Below are 8385 nucleotides of genomic sequence, written 5' to 3'. Positions count from 1 at the left end.
TAATAATATAATAATATAATAATAATGTCCTACACAAGTGTCCTACATAAAAAATCGTAATAATAACGAAAATGTAGGACATATATGTGTGGCTGTAGGACAAATTCTCATACAATACCTTCGCCAGTGTCGGACACACATGTAGGACATAATGCATCCAACTTCTTAATCACCTCATTCAAAAACAAATTAGGAGAATAACCATTATCCTTAGCCTCACGCTTAATACTATTCTGATACAACTCCTTACCCATAACCAACTGCAAAGACTCATCACCATGACTACGATAAATCAAATCAGCATAATCCTGAGCAGCATCACTAATCATCTTATTAGACAACTCAATATTCTCACAATCCTTAGGACTTAACTCAAAAATACGAGCATCCATCTCATCCAACCTCTTCTCCTTCTTAATCAAAAGATACTTATCATGCTCAATCTCCTCATTAAGAAAATCCCTTTCAATCTTCAAAGTATTCAACTCACTTAACACATGCCTAGCACCAATATCAATCAAATCACCATAACTCCTTCTACTTTTTTTAGCCAAAGCTTTAGTCTTAGAAGAAATTCTAGCAGAAACCTTCTGATCCTTCGGGTCACTCATGCTGTCACCTCACAGAACAAATCATCACTCACACAAATATGATTCAAATCCAACTCATTTTTGCATGCACGAATATGCTTACACTCCCGTCTGCGATAAATATGATCAGGACATGGACAGAACCAACCATCCACATAATCATACCCTACAATATAGATATCTCCATGAGAACCTATGACCTGGAAAATGAATCCTTCACTATCAGCCAGTAACGTTTCAACTGTAGTAGGATAAATAGTAAGGGTGCTCATCCTATGCACCCTCTTTTTTCTCTTTAAAGTATTGTAAAATCACACGACGTTCCGGGACAGTCCAGGACTGCATCCTGAGAACCTGTGATTTTAATGCTTTCAAAGTAATATCATTTTCATCTACACCTTTGCTTTTCAAAATCTTTTTCGCCTGAACAATTAACGCTGGAACATTAACATCCACTTTAACTTCTTTAGATGCAGATTCTTTTTTGGATTCAGTGTTATGTTTTTTTGCTGAGCTAACATCATCATTACCCTCTGAATCCATTGAATCAATAATATCCTTATCACTGATACATGGGAATGCTAATTTAAGAAGATACCTTTGAAGGTAACTTACATTAGCACCCGTATCCTGTATTAGTTTATTGTTAGGATTTTTCTCAGGAACAATTAACTCCGGGACATTAATTCTGAAAGGAATGTATTTCTTATCATCATTCCAATCCACCAATTTAAGAATAGCAGTGTTTTCCACAAAAGTGAATTCTAATGTGATTTCATGATTATAACATTCCTCAATCACATAAGGCATTATATCTTCCAATTCATGATAACTGAATTTTTTATGTGGATTATAACCTGTTTTCGGGATTTTAATGTTCATTAAATTTTTATGTATCTCGGCTAATCTTCTATGAATACTCATACAATCACCCTAATATGTTCAAAGCTTAAATTCACATTCCATGGCAACTTACCATTCGCTGGTAATTTACCACCATGAATGTATACTACCACCAGTTCATCTCCAGGAACTAAGTTGATTTTGCCCGGATTTAATTTTAAATTGTATCTGCGTGCAATTCCCGGATGGCTGATATTGCTTTCAGCGTTTTGTATTAGTTCCAGGAATTCTTCTTCAGATATTTTAGATACTTTGGTGGAGTATTTTTCAATGTTTATCATGTTTCCACTGAATGCGTTTGTTACTATGAATTTTCCGCCCTGCATTGGGCATTGATTGTAGTAATAGCCGCATTCGCTTAATGTGCATGATCCGCATTCGGAATTTTTATTATCAAATTCCAGGGAATGCATTTCACTGTAGTTTTTCCAATATGCGTGCATCTAGATCACCTCGCTGAGATGTTCATAGACGTTTGCTTCAGTTGATAGGAAGTGTAGGTGTCCTGTTGCTGCTGCATAACCAATCATGAATATTAATATGCTAATGCAAATTGCCACTATTAATAATCCTATAGCTGTTTTGTTACATGTCCAGATGTCTTCGAGTTCATCGTAAATTGTCCATTTGCGATGTGTTGGTTCGGCTGGACTTAAGGGATGTTTTGCTTGATTGATGTTTTTCTTAAAAAGATTAATCATGCTGAACCACATCCCGCAATTATAGAGTATGCTTTTTCATGATTAGGGATTTCTAGAAACTTGAAAGATTTATGAGTCCAGCATCCTTTACTATTAACGAATCTAGCATCACGTACTTTGAAATCAATACCTAATCTAGTTAATACAGACATTACATATTCGGCATCTGTTTTATGTACCTCAATACCATAAGTGGTAATATTTGAGCCCCATGCGTTATTGTACCATGGTCTGTCAGTACAGTTGACACAGATATCTTTTTCGTAGAATAAATGTTCTACTTTAGATTCTATAGTGTTCATACCATCACTTCCTCTAGGAAATTAGGTGCTTCCATTATGCATTGGATGATTTTATGAGTTGTCATCCTTTGATTGCAGTATGCTTCTGCTCGGATGAATAATTCATTTATTTGTTCATCGTTCATTCTATTGTATAAAGTGTAGAATTTGTATTCTGCATAATATTGTTCGAGTGTTCCGTTTGATTCTGCTTTTTTTCTTTGTATTGTCCAGAAGCAGTCGAATCTTTTTGCAGTTAACTCTTCAAGTAATTTTTTGTCGTGTAGACTGCATTTTTGTATTTCAGGTATGATGTTGAAGTTGCGTGGTAGGATATCATAGTATGATGATCTGCCCATGTCACTGCACATTTTTTCCTGAAGTTCTTCTACTCGGTGGTTGATTCCGTTGTAGATGTTTTCTAATTGTGGAACACGTAGTGTTTCAAAATCAGTATGGTAGTGTTTATTCATCGATGACACCACCTTTTAGTTCAACTACTACTTCATAGTATGCTTTAGCCATTGCGACTAGTTGACTATGAGTTAATTCGTCGATTATCTCCTCAAATTTTGGATAGTGAGGGATATCGTTTATTTTATTTAACCCTAAGTTGGGTTGTTGTATCTCTAATATCTCTGACATTTTATTACCTTCGCAGGATTTTGAAGAAAAGTTTATCATGAGTTGCAGCTCATGAAGGTTTTTCCTTCTTGATTATGTATTAGTTTATACTAATATATAAATGTATACTATAAATTGACTACATATAAAATATAAATAGGTAATCTATATATGATAGATTAACAAATATATTAATAACAAATAACAAATATGGAGGTATGAAATTGTTTGAATCAGAATCAACTGCAAATTTACAAGCACCACATTCAAAATCTTTAAGGACAACAATTCCTGGAGAAATTGTAAAAGCATTGAATCTTTCACCTAAAGATAAAATATTATGGACTGTATCAGCAGAAAATGATGAACTTAAAGTTACAGTGAAGAAAAAAGAGTAAAATTTTAAAAAATTTTTAAATGTGATTAACCATAAATCGCCGATAGCTTTCGCTAGGACATTATAACCACGCTTTACACCAGCGACTATATCACAAAAAGTTATATAGCATTTTAACCATATATTACAATAGGTTACAAAAGACATTTTATCTTCGCAGGTACTTGTTTTTTATGTAACCGTTATGGGCAAGGTGAGGATGTTGCAGCATCCGTCGACCCTTGCTTTCTACGATTTACAAAATATTTATATTCACTCTTTTCTAATCCACAAAAATCACTCAAAAAACTATGAATTCCTTATTGTTTATCCTTATGATAAAAATCTAAAAAAACAATTAACTTTTTATCCTCACTATAATAATAAGACAACCTATAAGGCTTCACATAAACCTCCCTCGTTCCTTTACGAACATTTCTCATAGGTTTACCAATTTTAGGATCATCAACAATTTTCTTAATCTGTTTCTTAACTTTTATCTTAACTGACTGATCTAATTTTTTAATAGTTTTCTTAAATTTATCATCATAATCTATCGTATATTCTACCATGAATCTAACTCATCTAGAAACTGACTTTCAGTCATTCCTTTGATGCCTCTATTTTCAACACGTTCCAATGCTTCACGAGTTCTTTGCTCAAAAATTAAATCCTCTTCATCACTATTGAATAGTTCAATGAGATTTTCTTCAAATTGATTAAGGTCTTTTTGAGCTTGGGTTTTGCCAAAATCCATAGGAATTTCATGTACCTCTTCAACAAGAATATCATTTCTAGCTTGTAATATTCTATTCATTATCCCACTCCTATCTCTTTAATTATTAATATAAATTTCAAATATTAAATATTTTATTTATTCCTTTTAAAAAATTGAGGATTCAACTCTCCATCAAAATAATGTTTACGTTTAGTCCAGATGAAACCATCCCCCTTAGTGATAATAGCAACATCAACAGGTCCACCAACACTTTCCAAATCTGTTTGAACTTTACGTTTTAAAGATGTGATATTAATTAAAGACTCTGCTAAATTACTTAACTCTTCTTTAGGTAATGCTGCAATAGATTCCAATATTGGTAGTGAATGATTAAATTTTAACGTATTAATAAAGTTTTTGAAATTATCAGATAATAATTTATTACCCATGTAAATTTTAGAAATTTCTTTTAAAACTTCATCTTGTTTATCTTTAAGATTTGGATTTGTTTTTATTGCATTTTCAAGATTATTAAGATAATCATCATGTATCTTTTCAAAATAATTAACAATTTCATTTTCTGCATAATCATCAATACTAACTAAAAATGTATTTATAACATCACTTTGTGCTAATGGCTGAACATATACTTGACTTCCTTTAATATTTATTTTATCAACAATTTTTCCATCAGTATCTTCTTTTTCAATAGTTTTTAAAATAAATTTTTTATCGTATAAATAAGTAATGTTAAACTCCACTAATGATGGAAATAATCTGTCATCATCAAATCCTGTAATAACAATCCCAGTGTATGGTTCAATAAATGCATTTGCAATGAAGAATTTTTTTAAATTTTCTAAAAATTCATTCTTTTTATTTTCATCCATATATTCGGGGATTAAATTAATTAATTCATTTTCATTTTGATTTACATTTTTTAGAATATCATTATAATAATCATTTAAACCACCATGATCAAAATTCATAGCCATATTATTCACAATATTCTCAAATGTTGATGTACTCACATTTTCAAGCTCTTTTTTTATTTCATTAACAAATTTAGACAATATTTGATGAAAAGATAACGTATGTTCTGGATTATCAAGTAATTTCTTTAAAAACTCTTCAAACCCATATTTAAAGTCTGAAACTGTTTTAAAATCATTTGTAATTTCATGTCTAAACTCTTTAATTATTGTTTCTAAAGGCATATGTGAGAAATTAGCTAAATTATATGTCATAATTCCCATTGGGGGATCATTAGATAACATGAATAATTTATTCACACCATTGTATGTTTTTCTACCTCCCACTGTTACTGCACTATCTGTAGCTAATGCTATAGCACTAGGGGTTAATATCAAAATTTCAGATGTCATTTTTATTAAAATCTCCTTTTTACTAATATATTATAATTTAATATTCTATCAAACCTACTTAAATATAATTTTAATAATAATAGCAAGTTTTTTATCTTCAATCATATATTAGTTTTATTATATATTTAAAGCTTTTTATTAACTTAAAATGAATAATATTCACTAAAATAATAATAATAATACTTAATTGTTCATAGCGAAAAAATGAATCGCATGTGTTTTTAATTTCAGTGTTCAACAAAAAATAGTAAAAAATATACATCCACACAAAAAGAAAAAATAAAGGTCATCATGAAAAAATGACCTTAAAAAAAATAAACCTATAAAACAGGTCCAGAACTAAAATCTTTATCATTTTCAATTTCAACCAATAAAGATTTCATATTCTTAATCCTTTTTTTATCAGCAGGATGTGTAGAAAAGAAATCCGTCTGTTTACCATTACTCATTTTCTCCCAAAAACTAGGAACCCCAGAAATATCATAACCTGCCCAATGAACAATCATCATACCTAACTTATCAGCTTCCAACTCCTGATCTCTACCCCAAGGCTTCATTAAAAAATACTCAGAACCAATATCAGCAACATTAGTAGCCAACCTAGTAGCACTAGCAGCAGTACCAAAACCCGCCAAACTCAAAGCAACACTACCCAAACGAGCACCAGTAGCCAAACGATTTTTAGTCTTTTGAGCACTAATCTTAGTCCTTGAATGATCCAATAAAGCATGGGCCATTTCATGACCTAAAATAAAAGCCAATTCATCTTCAGTATCAGTTACTGTAGCCAATCCTGAAAACACAACAATTTTACCACCAGGCATACAAAAAGCATTAACAGAATCATTACCAATTAAATGAAACTCCCAATCATAATAATTTTTAGTATAATCACTCCTACCAATAGTAGCCAAATGATTTTCAACAGCATGAATCAAACTAGACGCAACCTTAGACATAGACTGACCATAGGGAGTCTCATCAAAAATTTGAGACTGATTAATAACAGAATAATACTGCTGATAAGACTGTTGTAAAAACTCATCATCATTCACACGGTCATAATGTTTCTTACCTGTGAATGGATTAACATTACTTCTACCATCCTTGGATGTGACTTTTTGAGGAACATTAGATACATTCACATTGTTTGTAATTTTTTTAGGAGCATAAATATTTTTTACAAGTAAAACAATACCCACTGCTAAAATTATCAAACCAATAAATGACCAAGTAAGTATTGTGATTAAAAATCCTATAGAAATTAAAAACATACTCAATCTATTTTCTTCCAGAATTAATAAACCAGCAATTAATATAATAAACCCTATTATTGGAATATAAAATAATGAAGCAATTATTCCTATAATAATTACTAAAATTCCAATCATTTGTCTTATTTCCATTTTTTAAAACCTCTCATTTAATTATTATTTAAACATATTATGCATCTATTCATAATAAGTTAGTACTATTTTTATAACAAGACATTTAAATAAATTTTCTTCAATAAATTATTTCTTAAACCTATCAACCACTCTTACTAATCCATCATTTGCATAAATCATATTCTCAATAGCAGATAATCTATCATTCATTGATTCAATTTCCTGCTTCTTATTTGTCAATTCAGTTTCCAATTTGATATTTTTCTCAATTTCAACATCCAACTTAGTGCGAACCTTATCAACTTCACTAATCACTATATATGGCAAGCAATCAATGTACTCCTGTTTCAAATCTTCCACTTTTACACGAATATATGACTCATGAATCACACTCTTTGGTGTTCTACCCTGCAGAAGATTAATCTTATCTTCACTCATTCCCGCAGCATGTAACTGAGTTGCATGATACCTCCTCATCATATGTATAGTAAACCTGTTATACCTTCCAGCCTTACCCAGTGAAAGTTTTGTATTAATTTCTTCAAACAGATCACCAATCCACTGATAAGACACATCAAACAAATCATCTTCCGGAGTGACATCTCTTGCACCAGTGACTTTCCCTGTTTCATCATAAACAAGGACCTTTCTGCTAATCAGATAATTATTAATTGCTTCAGCAGCTTCTGGGCTAGCAAAAGTAAAATAAGGCAAACCTGTCTTTTGTCTAACCAAATGTTCAAAAACAGGAATAATATCCATGCCACATTCATTCATCTCTTTTATGGCAGCTGAAACATTGTCCATATTATCATGATATTCTTTTGTGGCTTTCAGGTAATCTTTCACTTTCAGGTTTAGTGCATCACGTCTGCTCATTCCTGAACTTGATGTGAATAATGCAAATACTGCAACTATTTGTGGACTTACATCAAGACATTTTTGTAACATTTCCCTATCAGGAATGTCTTCAGGCAATATTGGTATTACTTCAATGTCTTCTGAAAATCTCGGTAATTTAGGAATTACGAATTCATAATGTCTAAAGATAGATATTATTAATGTCAAATATAGTTTGGCTGTTTTTGATTTGTATTTGTTGTATAGGTAACTTCTAAATTCTATCAGATATTGTCTGAGTGTTGATTTTCTCCAAGGTATTCCCTGGTCTTCTTCTGTTTCTGCAATGATTAATATTTCACCTAAATGTTGTTCGAAGTATATCTCAAACTGATTGACACTTCTTGCATATGATTTTTGTGTGTTTTCAGATGAGTTACGTTCTCTGAATATTTCATTTAGGATTTGGTTTGTGGTTTTCATATTTTTCATTTATATCACTACTGTATATTTTGCTTTTGTGTGAGAGAGCATTTGAACAGTATTTTTTGATGGTTATTTTTGGGACTAACATTTAGT

The 8385-nt window shown here is 31.2% G+C and carries 14 protein-coding genes; 1 reads left to right on the top strand and 13 read right to left on the bottom strand.

Annotated features, from left to right (window positions below; translation table 11 throughout):
• Positions 1-107: 107 nt before the first annotated feature.
• The 8 genes from IJQ68_RS05565 to IJQ68_RS05530 are packed head-to-tail and all read right to left on the bottom strand — an operon-like array spanning position 108 to position 3120.
• Positions 108-611, bottom strand: a complete 504-nt coding sequence (locus tag IJQ68_RS05565; protein ID WP_292798041.1) for a hypothetical protein — start codon at positions 609-611, stop codon at positions 108-110.
• Positions 608-862, bottom strand: a complete 255-nt coding sequence (locus tag IJQ68_RS05560) for a hypothetical protein (RefSeq protein WP_292798038.1) — start codon at positions 860-862, stop codon at positions 608-610. The genes IJQ68_RS05565 and IJQ68_RS05560 overlap by 4 nt, the downstream gene beginning before the upstream one ends.
• Position 863: 1 nt before the next feature.
• Entirely contained in the window at positions 864-1514 is a 651-nt protein-coding gene (locus IJQ68_RS05555) for an ERF family protein (protein ID WP_292798035.1), read from the bottom strand.
• A complete protein-coding gene (locus tag IJQ68_RS05550) occupies positions 1511-1936 on the bottom strand; it encodes a hypothetical protein (protein ID WP_292798032.1) in 426 nt (141 codons plus the stop codon). Before IJQ68_RS05550 ends, IJQ68_RS05555 begins: the two co-directional genes overlap by 4 nt.
• Positions 1937-2206: a hypothetical protein gene (locus IJQ68_RS05545; protein ID WP_292798030.1), complete on the bottom strand. Its 270-nt coding sequence runs from the start codon at positions 2204-2206 to the stop codon at positions 1937-1939.
• Positions 2191-2496 carry a hypothetical protein gene (locus tag IJQ68_RS05540; protein ID WP_292798028.1) on the bottom strand — a complete coding sequence of 102 codons (306 nt, stop codon included), beginning with the start codon at positions 2494-2496 and terminating at the stop codon, positions 2191-2193. The genes IJQ68_RS05545 and IJQ68_RS05540 overlap by 16 nt, the downstream gene beginning before the upstream one ends.
• Entirely contained in the window at positions 2493-2948 is a 456-nt protein-coding gene (locus tag IJQ68_RS05535) for a hypothetical protein (RefSeq protein ID WP_292798026.1), read from the bottom strand. Before IJQ68_RS05535 ends, IJQ68_RS05540 begins: the two co-directional genes overlap by 4 nt.
• Positions 2941-3120: a hypothetical protein gene (locus IJQ68_RS05530; protein WP_292798024.1), complete on the bottom strand. Its 180-nt coding sequence runs from the start codon at positions 3118-3120 to the stop codon at positions 2941-2943. Before IJQ68_RS05530 ends, IJQ68_RS05535 begins: the two co-directional genes overlap by 8 nt.
• A gap of 203 nt (positions 3121-3323) precedes the next feature.
• Between IJQ68_RS05530 and IJQ68_RS05525 the strand changes: the two genes are divergently transcribed.
• Complete coding sequence (locus tag IJQ68_RS05525) at positions 3324-3497, top strand: AbrB/MazE/SpoVT family DNA-binding domain-containing protein (protein ID WP_292798022.1); 174 nt, start codon at positions 3324-3326, stop codon at positions 3495-3497.
• A 298-nt stretch (positions 3498-3795) separates the two neighbouring features.
• On the opposite strand, the gene IJQ68_RS05520 is transcribed toward IJQ68_RS05525, so the two are convergent.
• From IJQ68_RS05520 to IJQ68_RS05500, 5 genes are all read right to left on the bottom strand, one after another.
• Positions 3796-4047: a type II toxin-antitoxin system RelE/ParE family toxin gene (locus IJQ68_RS05520; RefSeq protein ID WP_292798020.1), complete on the bottom strand. Its 252-nt coding sequence runs from the start codon at positions 4045-4047 to the stop codon at positions 3796-3798.
• Positions 4041-4292, bottom strand: coding sequence for a hypothetical protein (locus tag IJQ68_RS05515; protein ID WP_292798017.1), 252 nt, complete (start codon positions 4290-4292; stop codon positions 4041-4043). The genes IJQ68_RS05520 and IJQ68_RS05515 overlap by 7 nt, the downstream gene beginning before the upstream one ends.
• A gap of 53 nt (positions 4293-4345) precedes the next feature.
• Entirely contained in the window at positions 4346-5578 is a 1233-nt protein-coding gene (locus IJQ68_RS05510) for a hypothetical protein (protein WP_292798014.1), read from the bottom strand.
• A gap of 320 nt (positions 5579-5898) precedes the next feature.
• Entirely contained in the window at positions 5899-6984 is a 1086-nt protein-coding gene (locus IJQ68_RS05505; RefSeq protein ID WP_292798011.1) for a M48 family metallopeptidase, read from the bottom strand.
• Between the two features lie 108 nt (positions 6985-7092).
• Positions 7093-8298: a hypothetical protein gene (locus tag IJQ68_RS05500; RefSeq protein WP_292798008.1), complete on the bottom strand. Its 1206-nt coding sequence runs from the start codon at positions 8296-8298 to the stop codon at positions 7093-7095.
• Between the last annotated feature and the right edge of the window lie 87 nt (positions 8299-8385).

It is taken from the genome of Methanobrevibacter sp., assembly GCF_017447225.1.
Lineage (GTDB): Archaea > Methanobacteriota > Methanobacteria > Methanobacteriales > Methanobacteriaceae > Methanocatella.
The sequence above is the reverse complement of the archived record's forward strand: the minus strand, read 5'-3'. Positions and strand labels throughout refer to the sequence as shown.